The organism is Kushneria sp. EE4, assembly GCF_977968315.1.
In genome coordinates this window covers 2,826,522-2,843,157 of the sequence record NZ_OZ386212.1, presented here as the reverse complement: position 1 = coordinate 2,843,157, position 16,636 = coordinate 2,826,522, and the positions used below count along the sequence as shown (strand labels likewise).

Here is a 16,636-nt window from a genome sequence, read left to right as displayed (position 1 = left end):
CCGGCTTTCTCACGGGTGATGGCCCCTGTGCATGGGCGAGCGCCGACCGGCGCGCTACACTGCGCTCGCTTTTTCCACCGGGGCGATGCGCCCGACGTCAGGACGGTCACGACACATGCAGGCACTGCTGGAATCCATTCTCGAGGAAGTGCGGCCGATGCTGGGTCAGGGGCAGGTGGCCAGCTATATCCCGGCGCTGGCAGATGTCGACCCCCATCAGCTCGGCATTGCCATGCTGGGCACCGACGGCACGCTCTATCAGGCCGGCGATGCCGACACGCCCTTTTCGATCCAGAGCATCTCCAAGGTGTTCAGCCTGGTACAGGCCATTTCCCATGGCGGCGAAAGTCTCTGGGCGCGGCTGGGCCATGAACCCTCTGGGCAGGCTTTTAATTCGATGGTGCAGCTTGAATTCGAACGGGGCCGCCCGCGCAATCCCTTCATCAATGCCGGCGCCCTGGTAATCGCCGACATCAACCAGTCGCGCTACGCCGCCCCGATCCTGTCCATGCGCGATCTGGTGCGCCGTTTGACCGACAACGTCCATATCATTTCCGATCGAGTCGTGGCCGACTCCGAATATCAGCACCGGGCGCGCAACGCCGCCATGGCCTATCTGATGCAGTCCTTTGGCAACTTTCACAACGATGTGGAGGCCGTGCTCAAAAGCTATTTCCATCACTGTGCGCTGACGGCCAGCTGCGTGGATCTGGTGCGCGGGTTTTCGTTTCTGGCCAACGGCGGGCGCTGCCTGCACGGCGATGAGACCATTCTGACACCGCGCCAGACCCAGCAGGTCAACGCCATCATGGCCACCAGCGGGCTGTACGATGAAGCCGGTAACTTTGCCTACCGCGTCGGGCTGCCCGGCAAAAGCGGCGTGGGCGGCGGCATCGTGGCCGTGGTGCCGGGGCGCTACACCATCTGTGTGTGGTCGCCGGCGCTCAACGCCAGTGGCAATTCGCTGGTAGGCATGGCGGTGCTGGAAAGACTCAGCGAGCGCATCGGCTGGTCGGTATTCTCGCCGCTGGCCTATTGAACGCCTGCCCGGCGCATCGGCATCGAGGCGCCGGCCCGGACTGTTTTCTCAAACCCTCTTGAACGCCTGACGGCGCGCTCTACGCTTGAGAGTGACGCGCGTCGGCCCATGTGCGGCGCAAATATTGATCCATGTTTAAAAGGAGTTTGAACAGTGGCCAATTCAACGGATGCACCCCAGTCACAGCCGGGTGATGAGTACAGCATGACCCCAAAGCCCGAATACATTCGGGACGGGTATCAGGGGACCGGCAAGCTCAAGGGCAAAATCGCGCTGATCACCGGCGGCGACAGCGGTATCGGTCGTGCCGTGGCCGTGCACTACGCCCGGGAAGGCGCGGATGTTGCCATCAACTATCTCGAAGAAGACCGTGACGCCGAGGACACCCGCGCACTCGTTGAGGCCGAAGGACAGCGCTGTGTGTTGATCAAGGGCGATGTCGGCAGTGCAGACTTCTGCCGCGAGATGGTCGAAAAGACCGTCAGCGAGCTGGGCGGGCTCAACATTCTGGTCAATAACGCCGCCGAGCAGCACGACTGGGACGACATCACCAAAATCCCCGATGAGCAGATCGAGCGCACCTTTCGCACCAACATCTTCAGCCATTTCTACACGGTGAAACACGCCCTGTCGCACATGACAGCGGGTGACAGCATCATCGAAACCTCATCGGTCAACGCTTTCAAGGGCAACAACACCCTGATCGATTACAGCGCGACCAAGGGGGCCATTCAGGGCTTCATGCGCTCGATGGCCATGTCGCTGGTCGAGCGCGGGATTCGTGTCAACGCCGTGGCCCCGGGACCAATATGGACCCCGTTGATTCCCTCGACCATGGATGAGGAGAAGGTCGAAGACTTTGGCCAGCAGGTGCCCATGGAGCGTGTTGGCCAGCCCAGCGAGATGGCACCCGCCTATGTCTATCTGGCCTGTGAGGAATCGTCCTACATGAACGGCCAGACCATTCATCTCAACGGCGGCGTTATCCTTAATACGTAACGGTGTAAATTAATTACGATCAAGATTACACCTTTCACCCGCGCCACGCTCTGTGGCGCGGGTTTTTTTATGTCCTGCGACGATTGGCTGTGGCCGGGTGCAAGCTTTTTTGTCAAAAGAAAGGACCTACCTGAAGGCGCGTCCCAGCCCTGGTGAGATAATCACGATGCCCGTAGTGTTGTTCAAAAGGGCAATACTGGCGGTCGCTTTGCTTTTTTACGTCGAAAACGCAGTGGCATCGGGTTTCGAGTGCAACGGCCTGACTGAACGTGCTTTCCGCCATGCTTTGTGCGGGAAAGATCGCGTATTTTTTGTTCTGATCAAATTTCAGGCATTCGTGTTTTTATCAAACGCGTAAAACAATTACGTAATATTTGGTAGGGCTGATCGTTCCAGCCCCTATCCGGGCCTAAATATGAAACAGCCGCCGAGTGTTGTCGCGGAGGGTGTCAGCAATGGCCTGGGGAGATTCATCACGAATCTCGCACAGGCTCTGCCAGATGTGTTTGATCCGCTCGGGCCGATTGGGCTCACCCTGAAATCCCTGCACGGGCATATCCGGTGAGTCGGTTTCCAGCAGCAGTGACGACAGCGGCAGACGCGCCAGGGTGCGACGGGTCTTGCTGGCGCGCTCGTAGGTCATGGTGCCGCCCACACCGATAAAATAACCCGCCCTGATAAAGGCCTGCGCCTGCTGCTCGCTGCCGGCAAACCCGTGCACCACGCCGCGCCGGGGCACCTCGAGGCGTCGCAGATGCATGGCAAGCTTGTCGTGGGTGCGCCGCGAATGCAGGATCACCGGCAGGTCATGGTCGCGGGCCAGCCGCAGCTGGGCATCCAGCAGCGCTTCCTGCCGGTCGAACTGCGGATTGTCGATAAAAAGATCCAGCCCGATTTCACCGATGGCCACCAGCTTGTCGGGGCGCCGTTTAAGCCAGGCGTCCAGCTCTTCAAGATGCTCATCCTTGAATTCACCGATGGCCATGGGATGGACGCCGAGCGCGGCGTGCACCGGTTCATGGCGCTCGGCCAGCGCCATGACGCCTGCAAAGCGATCTGCTGCGACGCCGACGGCAATGATTTTCTCGACGCCGGCGTCCTTCGCCCGCTGCAGGCTCTGCGTTTCGTCACCGACAAACGGGGGGAAATCGAAATGGCAGTGGGTATCCACAAATTGCGCGCTCATAACGGCGCTCCTCTCAACAGTGATCATGCGGGAGTGTAGCGCCCTGTCGCGAAGGGTGAATTGCGCGGTGCCCAGAGACGTCTACGCTTTAGACATTCGTCGCAGCACGGCCGCGGCAGGACGCCAGTGGCCGTGTTCATCAATGGACGTGTGGTCTTGACCACGCAATGACAGGGAGCACCATCGTCATGGCAGAACAGATTCCCCCGCAGAAACAAAGTCGCCAGCCCGGCGTTGAAGGCGAGATGACACCGGCCGCCGAGTTTATCCGCGACGACTATCGCGGCAGCGCCAAGATGCAGGACCTGGTAGCCATTATCACCGGCGGTGACAGCGGCATCGGTCGCGCCACCGCCGTGCATTTCGCCCGTGAAGGCGCCGATGTGGCCGTCATGTATCTCGACGAGCACGATGACGCCGAAACCACAAAGCAGATGATCGAGGCGGAAGGTCGCCGGGCGCTTTTAATCGCCGGTGACGTGGCCGATGCCGATTTCTGCCGCAGCGCGGTGCAGCAAACGGTCGATACCTTCGGCAAGCTGGATGTGCTGGTCAACAACGCCGCACAGCAGGTGCTGCACAGCCGTCCCGAAGAGACCTCGGACGAGGAGTGGCGTCGGACCTTTGACGTCAACATCCACGGCTACTTCTACATGGCCAAGGCGGCCATCCCGCACCTGCGCGAGACAAAGGGCACGGTCATCAACACGACTTCCGTCAACGCCTTTGCCGGTAACGCCAACCTGCTGGCCTACACCACGACCAAGGGCGCCAATGCCGGCTTTACCCGCGCGCTCTCCAAAATGTGCGTCGGTGACGGCATCCGCGTCAACCAGGTCGCGCCCGGCCCGATCTGGACACCGCTGATTCCCTCTACCATGGGGCAGTTTGATGAAGAGATGGTCGAGGACTTCGGCAGCCAGTCGCCGATGGGTCGCGCCGGCCAGCCCGCCGAACTCGGTCCGGCCTATGTCTATCTGGCAAGCAAGGACAGCAGCTACGTGACCGGCCAGACCATCCATGTCAACGGCGGCATGATCGTCAACGGCTGACAGGTTTGAGGCAGGATCAGGGCCGTCCTCGACGGCCCTTTTTTTGACAGGCCAACACGGCGTCTGTCATGACGCCCATCGAAAAAGGAGATTTCAGACATGGCCGATCAGTTTCCAAGGCAGTCACAGGATCGCCAGCCGGGCCTTGAGCACGAGATGACGCCAGCGCCCGAGATCATTCGTGACGACTATCGCGGCAGCGGCAAGCTCGAGGGTAAAAAGGCCATCATTACCGGTGGCGACAGCGGCATCGGTCGCAGCGCCGCGGTGCATTTTGCCCGTGAAGGCGCCGACGTGGCCGTGATGTATCTTGACGAGCAGCAGGACGCCGAAGAGACAAAGCGCCTGATCGAGGCCGAGGGCCGCCGGGCACTGTTGATCAGCGGTGATGTGCGTGACAGCGACTTTTGTCAGCAGGCCGTTGATCAGGTGCTCAAGGAGTTCGGGGAGATCAACATCCTGGTCAACAACGCCGCCGCGCAGGTGGTGCGTCAGGACATCACCGACATTCCGGATGACGAGTGGCGCGAGACGTTTGACGTCAATATCCACGGCTACTTCTATATGGCAAAGGCCGTGCGGTCGCATCTCAAGGCCGGCGACACCATCATCAACACCACCTCGATCAATCCGTTCGTGGGTAACGCCATGCTGATGGCCTACACCTCGACCAAGGGCGCGATTACGGGCTTTACCCGCTCGCTGTCGGAGTCACTGATCGGTGACGGCATTCGGGTCAACGAAGTCGCCCCGGGGCCGATCTGGACACCGATTCAGCCCTCGACCATGGGCCGTTTCGACCCGACCCTGATGCAGACCCTGGGCGAGAAGATGCCGATGGGCCGGGCCGGTCAGCCCAGCGAGCTTGGGCCCGCCTACGTCTTTCTGGCCTCGAAGGACGCCTCCTATATCAGCGGCCACTCGCTGCACATCAACGGCGGCGCCATCATCAACTAGGCGATGACGGCCCTTCGATCGAATTGAAAACCGCCCCCGGTACTGCCGGGGGCGGTTTTTTGTGCCGGGCCGGTCGAGGTCAGGGCGAGTCGTCCATCGCTGACTCGTTGGCCGCCACGCGCTGTTCATCCTCACCCGTGGAGGGCGCCGAATCACGAGGGAGTTTTGCCATCGCCACTACACCGGCCGGCAGCGCCACGCGCTGCGTTTCGTCAATGTCGGTGGCTGAATCGGCCAGGCTTACCCGATAGTCGCCGCCTTCAAGGCGCCACTGACGCTCGCCGCTGTCGTAACGGGCGAACTGGCGCGGGTCGATTGCAATACTCACCTCTTGGGACTGGCCGGGCGAAAGCTCAATACTCTCCCAGCCGCCCAGACGCGCCGGCGAACCGTCGGGAGCATTCACGTAGAGCTGGGGCGTGGTGCGGCCCTTGCGATCGCCGGTGTTGGTGAGCGTGAAGTGGGCGGTTACTTTCTGTCCACTGCGCTCAAGGCGCAGGTCGTGGCGCTCAAAGGTGGTGTAGGAAAGCCCGTGGCCGAAGGCGTACAGCGGCGTCTCATTTTCGCGTTCGAACCAGCGATAGCCCACATCGGCGCCTTCGCGGTTATAGTCGACATCGAAAAAGGCGCTGTTGCCGATGGAAAGCCCCGGCACCTGCGCTCGCGGCAGCTGCTCATCATTTTTGGGAAAGGTCACCGGCAGTCGGCCCGACGGGTTGTGCTGCCCGAAGAGCACGTTGGCGATCGCCTCGCCGCCGCGCTGGCCCGGATACCAGGCCTCCATGATGGCGGCCACGTCGTCGCGCCAGGGCATGGCCACCGGCCCGCCGGTTTCCAGCACCACCACCGTGCGCGGGTTGGCCTTCGCCACCGCCTCGATCAGCGCGTTCTGCTCGCCTTCCAGCGCCAGGCTCTGCATGTCCATGGTCTCCGAGGTCCACTGCTGGGCAAAGACCACCGCCACGTCGCTGTCACGGGCCTGCGCGACCGCCTCGTCAATATCATCGCCGGCGCTGAAGGTGACGTTTGATTCAGGCGTGTGCAGACCGATCGCGCCCAGCGGTGAGGACTTCGGATACAGCCGCTGAGTGTTCACACCGGCAGGCGGGTTGAGATCCGGCAGGGCATCGCCGTCCATCGGCACCACCGCGGCCGAGCCACCGCCGGCAATCACGGCGCGGTCGGCATGGGCCCCGGTCACGCTGATGCGCTTGTCCCGCGCGCCGTCCAGCGGCAGCACAGCGTCGTCATTTTTCAAAAGCACCATGGCATTTTCGGCAAGGCGCTGGGCCACCTCAGCGTGGGCCTCGGTGTCGATGGGCTCACCGGCGGGCGGATGATCCACGATGCCGGCGGCGAAGGTGCTGCGCAAAATGCGATAGGCCATGTCATCGATGCGCTCATGGGAGACCTCGCCGCGCTCCACCGCCTTTTCCAGCGGGGCGCCGAAATAGACCACGCCGTCGAAGTCCTCGGCTGCCGACTGCTGATCAAGGCCCGCGTTGGCCGAGGGCGCGGCGGAGTAGACCGCCCCCCAGTCCGACATCACAAAGCCCGGGTAACCCCATTCGTCCTTGAGGACCTGATTGAGCAGATAGTCGTTTTCACAGGCGTAGTCGCCGTTGACCCGGTTGTAGGCGCACATCGCCGCCCCCGGGTGGCTGTGCTCCAGCGCGTAGCGAAACGACAGCAAGTCGGATTCCTGCAGCGCCTGCTCATCAATGTCGGCGCTCAGCTTGTGGCGACCGGTCTCCTGAGCGTTCATCGCGAAGTGCTTGATGGTTGACATCACGTGCTGGCTTTCGATGCCGTTGATCCTGGCCGCCGCCGTCAGGCCCGACAGCAGCGGGTCTTCTCCGGGCATCTCGTAGTTGCGCCCGGCGCGCGGGTCGCGCACCAGACCGGCCGTACCGCCCAGCAGCACGTTGAAGCCGTAGTGGCGCGCCTCACGGGCGATCATCTCGCCCCCCTGACGGGAAAGCTCGGGCTGCCAGGTGGCAGCGGCGGCCAGCACCGAGGGCAGCGCCGTGGCCTGGCGGTCCGGGTCGATCCAGCCCGGGTTGGTGACGCCGAGATCGGCATCGGTCTGCTGCTGGGCGGGGATGCCAAGCCGGCTGACGCCCGGCACGAAACCGGCTGACCCGATGGCGCCGCGCACCTGCTTCGAGGGGTCCATGGGGGCGGCGAAATCCCCGGCCAGCAGTGACATCTTCTCGGTGGTGGTCATCTCGTTGAGCGCCGCGCGGGCGCGCTCGTCAGCGCTGAGACGCTGGTCCATCCAGGGCGCCTGCGCCAGCTGATCACTCAGGCTCTGCTCGGCCTGAGCCAGCCGGCCGGGGCGCTGATCCGGTACCGGCGGCATTTGCGTGGCCAGTGTGTGGGCGCTTACAAATGCAGCGGACAGCGTGATCAGGGGCAAAAAAAGGCGTTGGCGCATGCGTAGGGCGTCTCCAGACATCGGGGTGGCCGGCCCGCAAACGCTGTCACGGCGCGGTCACGGGACGGTCAACAAGGGGACCACCTTAGTCGTATGCCGGGTGGCTTGCTGTATCGAAACGTCAGCGTTTGCCAGCAACCATGAGCGCGTGTGACCCGCCGTCAGCGCGCGCAACCAGAGCGCCCGGGCCGCTGTAAAAACCCCGGCCCGCAATGAAGGCGGCGGGAGGGAAAATCAAAAGAAGGTGGGTTCAACCGCCGTGATGGCCAGCGTCTCATCGACCCATAGCCCCTGACGCCACTTGTCAAAGGTCAAACACGGATGGGAGGCGCCAAAGGCGATCACATCCTCGATATGAATGTCGGCCCCCTCGGGCAGGCGCAAAAAGGTGTGCTGATCCATGATGTGAACCACCTGCCAGTCGGTGACATCACACACGTACGCGCCGCTGCGGTACAGGCGCAGCGCCATCGGCAGGTCCGGGTCGCAGGAGATATCGCGCTTGCCCATGGCCACGATCGCAAGGCCCGGTTCGGGCAGGGACTGCACCTGAGCGAAGACCTCCAGCGCCGGTTCAAGCGCGCCTTCAAGCTCGGGGCGGCGTTCACTGACCGCTTCCATCGCCTCGCGATAAAGCCGGTGGTCGTGGGCCACATAGCAGCCCGGACGCAGCACCGGGGTGTAGTGCTCGCGCAGCTCGGCCTGGTCAAAGGCCTCGGCGATCAGGTCAAACCATTTCGAACCGGAGGCCGTCACGATCGGTGCAGGGACCGCCAGCACGCCGCTGGCATGAAGGTGTTGGACGGTCTCGACCAGTCGGGTGCCATAGGCGCGCACGTCCTCCAGCGCCGCATCGCCGCCGATCATGCCCTCGTATCCCTCGATGCCGGCCAGCTTGAGTGCCGGCGCCTGCTTGATGGCTTCCACCAGCGCGGCCAGCTCGTTGGCATCACGCACGCCGCAGCGCCCGCCGGTCACGCCCAGCTCGATCAGCACCTGAAGACGCTGGCTGCGACCTTCAAAGAAGTCGTTGAGCATGCGCACGTTATCGGCATGATCCACCGTGCAGTAATAGTCCAGCCCGCCTTCGATCATGTCGCAGACCAGCGCCATGTTGGCCTGACCCACCAGCTGATTGGCCATGATGAGCCGACGCACGCCGTGGGCAAAGGCCGCCGCGCACTGGGTCGCCGTGGCAAGCGTGATCCCCCAGGCACCGGCCTCGATCTGGCGGGCAAACAGCGCCGGCATCATGGTGGTCTTGCCGTGCGGGGCCAGACGGGCGTGATGGTGATCGGCAAAGCGCTGCATCCAGGCAATGTTGTGCTCCAGCACCTGCTGGTGCAGCACCATGGCCGGCAGGCTCACGCCTGCAAGCAGGCTGTCACCCAGTACCGGGCTGCCCTTGTGAACAGTCTGACCACTGGCAGGCGAAAGCGAAGAGATGGGCATGTTGTAGCGCTCCTGAGGCGGTGTTGATGTTGTTGTCACCCGGCGCAGAACAAGCGCCGTTAGTGTCCGTAAAGCGTTCTGGCGGCCTGTTTCAGGGCGTCCAGCAGCTCATCACGCCGCGCTGGTGTGGCATCGCGGCCGATGGTGAAGCACAGCGTGGCGTGCGCATGACCGTTTTGATCCAGCACCGGTACGGCCAGACAGCAGGCAAAGCTGTCGGCCAGACCTTCGGTGATGGCATGGCCCTGCTCGCGGGCCCGGTCGATCTCGGCGAAAAAATCCTGCCGGGCGATCTCGCGGCCGTCCGGCAGGATGAAATCCTCCGCCGGGATAAACTCGCAAATCGCCTCACTGGACATGTCGCCCAGCAGCACTCGCCCCGAGGCCGTCCACGGAATCGGGATGCGCACACCCGTGTCGGCGCTGATGCGAAAGGGACGGGTGCCGTTGTCATCAAGTACCACGGTGTATTTGTTGCCCTCCAGCATGCAGAACTGGCTGGTTTCGTTGAACTCGGCCGCCAGCTGACGCAGCACGCCGCGTGCCCGGCTGATCAAATCGTTGTGGTGGGCGTAATCCAGCCCGAACAGGTGCATGGCGCGACCGAAAAAGATGCGCCCGTCCCGGTCCACCTCCAGCCAGCCGGCCTCGCTCAGGATACTGACCAGCTCATAGACGCTCGAGCGCGGCGCGCCGGTGGCCTCGACCAGCTCGCGCGGCGTCATGGGCGCCTTGTGACGATGCAGCTGGGTGCACAGATCGATCACCCGATCCACGCCCCGGGCGCGCCTGGTGGAAGCGGGTGCTGGGGCGCTTGAGGTAGTGGAAGTCTCCGACATGACAGTTCGCTCTTGTTCAGCAGTGATTCGACCATCGTGCATCGAATGGCGCCGTTTGACGACTTGCATTCGGTCTCAATGTGAGAGCAGGATAGCGTTGTCCGACAAAACAGACAACTGTCCGGTATATCGGACGAAGCAATAATAACGATCGCTCGGAGTCGCTCATGTCTTCATCACGCCATTTTGATGTTCTGATTCGCGGGGCTCGGGTGCTCGATGGCACCGGCGCGCCGGCATTTGATGCCGATGTCGCCATCAGCGGCGAGCGTATCGCCGCGCTGGGGGCGCTCGACGGCGCCAGCGCCGGGCAGGTAATCGAGGCGCACGGTCTCTGTCTTTCGCCGGGCTTTATCGATGTGCATACCCATGACGACACCAACGTGATTCGCACCCCCGAGATGCTGCCCAAGCTCACCCAGGGCGTGACCACCGTGGTGGTGGGCAACTGCGGCATCAGCGCCTCGCCGGTGCAGCTTCGCGGCGAGACCGTGCCCGACCCGATGAATCTGCTCGGCCGCTGTGAGGACTTCACCTACCCGGACTTTGCCGACTACGCCGCCGCCGTGGACCACGCCACGCCCAGCGTCAACGTAGCGGCCCTGGTCGGTCATACGGCGCTGCGCGCCAATCTGATGGATGACTTTGACCGCCCGGCCACCGGGGTTGAGATCGAATCGATGCGCGCCGCGCTTAAGCAGGCGCTGGATGCGGGCGCCATCGGCATGAGCTCGGGCCTGGCGTATAAAAACGCCCGCCATGCCCCGCTTGAGGAGATGCACGCGCTGGTCGATGAGGTGGGCCGTCATGGCGCGCTCTACACCACCCATCTACGCGATGAGTTTGCCGGTCTTCCTGAAGCCATGGAGGAGGCGTTTGAAACCGCCCGCCACGGCAACGCGGAACTCGTGATTTCGCATTTGAAGTGCGCAGGCGTAGGCAACTGGGGCAATGCGCCGCTGGCGTTGGAACGCCTGGAGCGCGCCGCGCTCGCCCAGACCTGCCACTGCGACTGCTACCCCTACACCGCCGGCTCTTCGACGCTGGATCTGGGTCAGGTCACCGATGAGATCGATATCTTCATCACCTGGTCCGAGCCGCATCCGGAGATGGCGCGCCGAGCGCTGGATGAGATCGCACGCGCCTGGAACGTCTCGCTGATGGACGCCGCTCAACGGCTGCAGCCGGCCGGCGCGGTCTATCACAACATGTCGGAAGCCGACATGACCCGTATTCTGGCCCATCCGCTGGCCATGGTGGGCTCGGACGGTCTGCCCAACGACCCGCACCCGCATCCACGCCTTTGGGGCGCCTTCCCGCGGGTGATCGCCCGTTACTGTCGTGACGAAAAGCTTTTCGAGCTGCCGGAGGCCGTTCGCAAGATGACGGGTCTTTCGGCGCGCAATTTCGGTCTGACCGACCGTGGCGAGATCCGCGAGGGCGCCTTTGCCGATCTCACCCTTTTTGACCTGGCAACGCTTGACGACGTCGCCACCTTCAGTGACCCGATCGCGCCGGCCCGCGGCATCGAGCTGGTGATGGTCAACGGCACCATCGCCTATCAAAACGGCGCACTCGTGCAGCGTGCCGGGCGGCTGCTGCGACGGGGCGCCTCCTGAGGTCTTTCAGGGCCTCAAGAACATCCAAAGGGCATAAAAGCCCCAACTGATTCAATTCTTTATTCAGGCAACAGGAGTAACCGATGAGCATCAAGCGCTATGGCACCGGCGGCGGTATCGGCACCGGCGGGCAGAAACTGCCCTTTGCAAAGGCCACCGAGGCCGATGGCTGGCTGTTTGTCTCGGGCCAGACCCCAATGACCGACGGCGAAGTGGTCGAGGGCGGCATTATCGAGCAGTCGCGTCTCGCCTTTGAGAACTGCCTTTCGATCATGAAGGACGCCGGTTACGGCGTGGAAGACGTGGTGCATGTCACCGCCGTTTTGACCGATGCACGCTATTTCAGCTCGTTCAACAAGGTGTTTGCCGAGGTCTTTGGCGATCACCCGCCGGCGCGAATCTGCAGCGTTCAGGACCTGGTGGTGGATTGTAAGGTCGAGGTCGACATGAAGTGTTTCCGGGCCGATCGCAGGGGGTAAGGCAACCGTCGGGGCAACAGACACGCACCGCCTCGCCCCGACGCCTTTCGATAGTGACAACATCACCACAAGCATCATGGCGTTAGACGACCTGCCCAATAACCACAAGAGGTCCCCTCCATGCATACCACCTTCTTTCTTATCAGTTTTTTCGCCTTTTTGCTGGCGATGATCGTCTTTGGCAGCGTGATGTCACGGCGCCATCGCGGCGACGGCGACAACTTTTTGCTCGGCGGACGCGGCGTGCCCGTGTTTCTGACCATCGGCACGACGGTGGCGACCATGGTGGGCACCGGCTCGAGCATGGGCGCGGTCGGCTTTGGCTATAACAACGGCTGGGGCGGGGCGCTTTACGGCATCGGTGGGGCGATCGGCATTTTGCTGCTGGCCTGGTGGTTTGCGCCCATGCGCCGGCTTCGTTTCATGACCATGAGCGAGGAGCTGTCGTATTACGTGGGCGGCAGCCGGCTGGTGCGCAACGTGGTGGCGGTGCTGATCTATGTGGCCAGCATCGGCTGGCTGGGCGCCCATATTCTGGGCGGCGGCATGTATCTGTCTTGGATTGCCGGCATCGATCTGAGTCTGGCCAAGATCATCGTGGCGATCGGCTTCGGGCTTTACTGCGTGATCGGCGGCTACATGGCGGTGGTCTGGACCGATACCGTGCAGGCCGTGCTGCTCTTTTTAGGGTTTATCGCCATGGCGGTGTTTGCCCTGATCCATATCGATGGCTTCTCGCATCTGGGCGATAACATGGCGCCGGGGGCGGCCGACAGCTGGTTTGGCGTGGCGCAACTGGGGGTGATTCCGGCGCTGTCGCTGGCAGTCGTGGTCGGCGTCGGGGTGCTGGCCACGCCGTCGTATCGTCAGCGCATCTATTCGGCGCAGTCGGTGGGCAGTGTGCGCCGCTCGTTTGTGTTTACCGGCGTGCTGTATCTGGCCTTTTCCATCATCCCGGCGATTGTCGGCATGGCGGCCCATACGCTGGCGCCGGACCTTGAAAACAGCAACTACGCCTTCCCCTATCTGGCCACCCAGGTGCTGCCGATGGGTCTGGGGATGCTGGTACTGATTGCCGGGCTTTCCGCGACGATGTCGAGCGCCAGCTCCGATGCGCTGGCAGGCGTGGCCATCATGATGCGCGATCTATGGGTCATGACGACCGGGCGCACGCCGGCCCCGGAGAAAGTGGTCTTTTTCTCGCGTATCGCGCTGGTCGTGACGGTGGGTCTGGCGCTGACCTTTGCCCTGATCACCGATAACGTCATTACCTATATCACCACCATGATTGCCACCGTCATGTCGGGGCTTTTTGTCTGCGGTCTGCTGGGGCGCTTCTGGACGCGCTACAACTGGCAGGGCGCCGTGGCGACTCTGGTGGCCGCCTCGGCCACCTCACTGATGGTCACGGCAAGCGATGGCATGAAGGCTTTCTGGGGCAACCCCAGTATCCCGGCGGTGCTGGTCGCCCTGCTGGTGGGGGTGGGGGTGACGCTTGTCACGCCGCGCTCGAGCGTGACGCGAGAACAGGCCCTGGCGTTTCTGGATGAAGAGCGCGCGCGCATGGAGATGCCGACCGCGAAACCCTGAGGCCGACAACGGCCCATACAAAAGGGGCGCCTCCGGCTATCGGGGGCGCCCCTTTTTTCAGTAGATCATGTCGTTGTGACTAGATCATGGCGGCCAGGCCGCTGAGCAGTTCTCTGGGTTCCTGCAGCAGCGTGGCAATGGCGTAACACGCCATGAAGGCGACGCCGTAGAACCAGGCCGGATGCGTCCGGCTGAAATCCGCCACCCAGGCACCGAGGCGTCGAAAGGGCGTCAAAAGGGCCAGCTCGATCACGACCACGCTCAGGATACCGCCGGCGATAACGTCGGTGGCGAAGTGAAAGCCCATGTAGACGCGCGAGAAGGAGACCAGCACGGCAAACACGATCGCCAGTACCCCCAGCGGGCGGCAAAAGCGCCAGATGACATAGCCCAGGCCGATAAAGACGGCGGCATGATCACTGGGAAAGGAGGTGAGATCGTGAAACTCCGGTGAGAGATTAAATGGCGGCGTCATGCCAAGCGCCTGATCCTGCAGGGGGCGCGGGTTGGCCGGAATGAAAATCTGCATCACACGGCTGACCAGCGAGGTCACAAAGGCCGCCAGAGTGCAGATCAGGATATCGCCACGACGCGCGATCATCGACGGCATGCACCAGATGGCGCAGATGCCGGCCATCAGCGGCACACCCGTAATCAGCTTTTGATAGGAAAACGCGTTCATCAGATAGTCCAGCAGCTCGTTTTGCTGCGCGGGCGCATTGATAAAACGCATGAAGGCATATTCCACTGCCGTGCCAGACAGCGCCAGGGGCGCAAGCGCCCCGAAGGCGATCAGGGCGATCACGATTCTGATCCAGGAGGGAGAATCGGCCGGCAGGGGGTGCGGGCCACGGGCAGGGTCAGTAGCGTGAGCGTGTGATATAGAAGCAGAATTCGCGGAATTTGAAGACATTGGACTCATTAAAAGGTTTTGTTAAGAAAAATGAGTGTGGTCTTCGAAAGACCTGTCTGCCGTATCAAAGAGATTATTTTTGTATCGTCGTGTGACACCAGCAAAGCCATGCCAGACACCGCCCATAGGCGGTATCTCCGCGGATAAAACGCGGTGCTAGAGAATCAGGCGCAATAAACCGCCGGCCAGATCGCGCAGCTCCTCGACCAGCGTGGCGATGCCGTAGCAGCCGATAAACGCCAGCGGATAGAACCAGTGCGGGTGCGTGCTGCTAAAGCCCGTGATCCAGCCGCCGATGCGCTGAAACGGCGTCAGCAGGGCAATCTGGACGGTCAGGATGGCCAGCGCTCCGCCACCGATGATGTCGGTGATGAAGTGAAAGCCGAGATAGATCCGGGTAAAGCACAAAAGGCCGGCAAACAAAAACGCGGCCAGACCCAGGCGGCGATGCAGACGCCAGATCACATAGGCCAGGCCGATGTAGACCGCGCCATGATCGCTGGGAAACGAGCTGAAATCATGAAGGGTCTGGGCATCGATCCCGGTGGGCGGGGTCATGTCGAGCGCCTGATCCTGCAGCGGTCGCGGGTGCGGCGGCGTCATCTGCTGCATGATGCGACTCAGCGCCGCCGAGCAGAAAGCCGCAACGGTGCAGGTCAAAAGCTCTACGCGACGATGCACAAGCCCTGGCATGAACCACAGTGCCCAGAAGCCCGATACCAGCACCACGCCGGAGATCAGGTTCTGATACGAAAGCACGTTCATGATGAAATCGAACAGGGCGCTTTCACGGGCCATCTGGTTGATGCCCAGCATGATCCGGTCTTCCACGGCCAGTGGCATGACAAAGGTGATCAGCGTGGTGGCGATGACCACCAACAGGGCGACCAGCGCGACAAGACCTTCCCGGGAGGGGGATGTCTCACCGTACCTGACGTGTTGTGAGGGGGCCGAGGACATGATTTTCCATACTAAGTTCACTTTAATGTGACACCAGTATGAAAGTTCCGTGACGCGATTATTGTGTTGTTGTGAGCACATAATGATGCGCTTTGTAAACTGCGGCGACCTGAAGTCGATGACTACAGGTCGCAAAAGGGCCCATGGCGGTGCCTGTGGCTCAGCGGTCCTGGCGCTTCAGATAGGCATGCACGGCGGCGATGTCCTGCTCGCCAAGGCCTTTATCGACGGCGTCATGCCAGATATCGCTGATGCGGGAAAGCCCCGGCAGGTCGGTATCACCGGCCGCCTCCAGGGCGAGTCGGGCATCCTTGAGACCCCATTCCAGGGCCATCTGAGCGCTGTACTCGTCACCGCCGATCTTGTCGAGCTTGGCCTTGACGTAGGGCGCGGCCAGCGGCCCGCCGTCGAGCACCGACCAGAGCTCATCGGTGGAGAAACCCAGCGTCTGCGCCAGACGCGCGCTTTCGGCAATGCCCTGCATCATGTGAATCAGCCAGGCATTGACGACAAGCTTCATGCGCGAGCCGCGACCGGCATCCCCCAGCCAGACCACGCGTTTGGCGATGGCGTTGAACACGTCATCGATCCCCTCGGCGGCGTTTTGATCCCCGCTGGCCAGTACCGAGATGGTGGCCTGCTCGGCCGGCGCTTTCGTGCCGGACACCGGGGCGTCGATAAAGACCACGTCCGGGCGCGCCGCTTTAATCTCGCGAATCAGCGTTTCGGTCTGCTCAACGCCGATGGTGCCCATCTGAATCACCACGCCGTTTTCGGGCAGCTGCTTGAGGGCACTGGTGTCACCGAGCAGCACGTCACGGGTGGTCTCAAAATCCGGCAGCATGGTAATGACAAAGCGTGCGCCGCTGACGGCCTCAACGGCGCTGTCGGCATTGACCGCGCCCTGCTGGGCCAGGTCGTCGCCGCGTGAGTGCGTGCGATTCCAGACCCGTACCGGCAGGTCATTTTTCAAAAGATTGGCGGCAAAGGCGTGGCCCATGGCGCCCAGGCCGAGAACGGCCACGGTGTTGTCGTTTGACATGGATAACGCTCCATCGATTGTGGCGGACAGCTCGCACCAGCGTAGCGCGATGAGCATGAAAACGGGACTGCA

At 62.4% G+C, this 16,636-nt stretch carries 14 protein-coding genes; 7 read left to right on the top strand and 7 right to left on the bottom strand.

Going from position 1 to position 16,636, the window contains the following annotated elements; translation table 11 throughout:
- Positions 1-115: 115 nt before the first annotated feature.
- Together glsB and ACXMYO_RS12890 are read left to right on the top strand one after the other, a co-directional pair.
- Positions 116-1,039, top strand: a complete 924-nt coding sequence (gene glsB / locus ACXMYO_RS12895; RefSeq protein ID WP_457809008.1) for a glutaminase B — start codon at positions 116-118, stop codon at positions 1,037-1,039.
- A 153-nt stretch (positions 1,040-1,192) separates the two neighbouring features.
- Complete coding sequence (locus tag ACXMYO_RS12890; protein WP_457809007.1) at positions 1,193-2,038, top strand: SDR family oxidoreductase; 846 nt, start codon at positions 1,193-1,195, stop codon at positions 2,036-2,038.
- 409 nt (positions 2,039-2,447) lie between these two features.
- Here ACXMYO_RS12890 and ACXMYO_RS12885 read toward each other — a convergent pair whose 3' ends face one another.
- The gene (locus ACXMYO_RS12885) at positions 2,448-3,224 is read right to left on the bottom strand and encodes a TatD family hydrolase (protein WP_457809006.1); all 777 of its coding nucleotides are present in this window, start codon (positions 3,222-3,224) and stop codon (positions 2,448-2,450) included.
- Positions 3,225-3,412: 188 nt separating this feature from the next.
- Here ACXMYO_RS12885 and ACXMYO_RS12880 point away from each other — a divergent pair, with 188 nt between their 5' ends.
- Both ACXMYO_RS12880 and ACXMYO_RS12875 read left to right on the top strand, forming a co-directional pair.
- On the top strand, positions 3,413-4,276 hold the full coding sequence (locus ACXMYO_RS12880; RefSeq protein WP_438765173.1) for a glucose 1-dehydrogenase: 864 nt from the start codon (positions 3,413-3,415) through the stop codon (positions 4,274-4,276).
- A gap of 99 nt (positions 4,277-4,375) precedes the next feature.
- Positions 4,376-5,233 carry an SDR family oxidoreductase gene (locus tag ACXMYO_RS12875; RefSeq protein ID WP_457809005.1) on the top strand — a complete coding sequence of 286 codons (858 nt, stop codon included), beginning with the start codon at positions 4,376-4,378 and terminating at the stop codon, positions 5,231-5,233.
- A gap of 79 nt (positions 5,234-5,312) precedes the next feature.
- On the opposite strand, the gene ACXMYO_RS12870 is transcribed toward ACXMYO_RS12875, so the two are convergent.
- From ACXMYO_RS12870 to ACXMYO_RS12860, 3 genes are all read right to left on the bottom strand, one after another.
- The gene (locus ACXMYO_RS12870) at positions 5,313-7,670 is read right to left on the bottom strand and encodes a beta-glucosidase (protein ID WP_457809004.1); all 2,358 of its coding nucleotides are present in this window, start codon (positions 7,668-7,670) and stop codon (positions 5,313-5,315) included.
- Between the two features lie 234 nt (positions 7,671-7,904).
- Positions 7,905-9,122, bottom strand: coding sequence for an amino acid deaminase (locus ACXMYO_RS12865; protein ID WP_438765170.1), 1,218 nt, complete (start codon positions 9,120-9,122; stop codon positions 7,905-7,907).
- Positions 9,123-9,181: 59 nt separating this feature from the next.
- On the bottom strand, positions 9,182-9,961 hold the full coding sequence (locus ACXMYO_RS12860) for an IclR family transcriptional regulator domain-containing protein (RefSeq protein ID WP_438765169.1): 780 nt from the start codon (positions 9,959-9,961) through the stop codon (positions 9,182-9,184).
- Positions 9,962-10,128: 167 nt separating this feature from the next.
- Between ACXMYO_RS12860 and ACXMYO_RS12855 the strand changes: the two genes are divergently transcribed.
- From ACXMYO_RS12855 to ACXMYO_RS12845, 3 genes are all read left to right on the top strand, one after another.
- Entirely contained in the window at positions 10,129-11,580 is a 1,452-nt protein-coding gene (locus ACXMYO_RS12855; protein WP_457809003.1) for an N-acyl-D-amino-acid deacylase family protein, read from the top strand.
- A gap of 83 nt (positions 11,581-11,663) precedes the next feature.
- Entirely contained in the window at positions 11,664-12,059 is a 396-nt protein-coding gene (locus ACXMYO_RS12850) for a RidA family protein (RefSeq protein ID WP_438765167.1), read from the top strand.
- 120 nt (positions 12,060-12,179) lie between these two features.
- The gene (locus ACXMYO_RS12845; RefSeq protein ID WP_457809002.1) at positions 12,180-13,649 is read left to right on the top strand and encodes a sodium:solute symporter family protein; all 1,470 of its coding nucleotides are present in this window, start codon (positions 12,180-12,182) and stop codon (positions 13,647-13,649) included.
- 79 nt (positions 13,650-13,728) lie between these two features.
- On the opposite strand, the gene ACXMYO_RS12840 is transcribed toward ACXMYO_RS12845, so the two are convergent.
- The 3 genes from ACXMYO_RS12840 to ACXMYO_RS12830 form a co-directional block, all read right to left on the bottom strand.
- Complete coding sequence (locus ACXMYO_RS12840) at positions 13,729-14,454, bottom strand: phosphatase PAP2 family protein (protein ID WP_438765165.1); 726 nt, start codon at positions 14,452-14,454, stop codon at positions 13,729-13,731.
- A 264-nt stretch (positions 14,455-14,718) separates the two neighbouring features.
- Entirely contained in the window at positions 14,719-15,522 is an 804-nt protein-coding gene (locus tag ACXMYO_RS12835; RefSeq protein WP_438765164.1) for a phosphatase PAP2 family protein, read from the bottom strand.
- Positions 15,523-15,682: 160 nt separating this feature from the next.
- Positions 15,683-16,564, bottom strand: coding sequence for an NAD(P)-binding domain-containing protein (locus ACXMYO_RS12830; RefSeq protein WP_438765162.1), 882 nt, complete (start codon positions 16,562-16,564; stop codon positions 15,683-15,685).
- Positions 16,565-16,636 lie beyond the last annotated feature (72 nt).